Origin of the sequence: Acetonema longum DSM 6540, from assembly GCF_000219125.1 — a bacterium.
Lineage (GTDB): Bacteria > Bacillota > Negativicutes > Sporomusales > Acetonemataceae > Acetonema > Acetonema longum.
The window spans coordinates 1-563 of sequence record NZ_AFGF01000277.1 but is presented as its reverse complement, the minus strand read 5'-3'; the positions used below and the strand labels follow the sequence as shown (position 1 = coordinate 563).

Genomic DNA, 563 nt, shown 5'->3' with positions numbered 1-563 from the left:
CCGATGAACGAAATCACAATCGCAATCACAGCCGCGCCGCCGATAACCCAGACGCTGAATACCTTAGTAATAGCCATGACACCGATGTTTTCGCCATAAGTCGTATTCGGGGTAGCTCCGGCAAAACCGGAAAGCACATTCGAGATGCCATCCCCCAGCAGGGAACGGTCCAGCCCCGGGTCTTTCAACAAATTGCGCTCCACCACATTACCGGTAACCACCAAATGGCCAATATGTTCGGCCAGCAACACCAGCATAGCCGGCATAATCATCAGGATGGCGTTCAGATTAAAGACTGGAGCATACAAAGTAGGCACTTCAAACCAAGGGGCAGCCGCTACGGCGCTAAGATCCACAATGCCCATCCACAAAGACAGAATGTAGCCGGACACAACACCGATCAGGACCGGAATGGCGGCCAGAAATCCCCGCAGCAGCACCGAGCCCAGAACGGTAACGGCCAGAGTGAACATCGATACTGTTACGGCCTGACCGTAGGTGATGCCAAACTGTTCAAACTGCTTTCCTGTCAGCCCAGCCATGTCGGTAGCTGCCGGCGCCAG

General features: G+C 54.5%; 1 protein-coding gene. It reads right to left on the bottom strand.

The features are described from left to right. Nucleotides 1–563, bottom strand: a 563-nt coding sequence (locus tag ALO_RS19870) for a solute carrier family 23 protein (RefSeq protein WP_040294036.1), incomplete at both ends; no start/stop codon positions are given.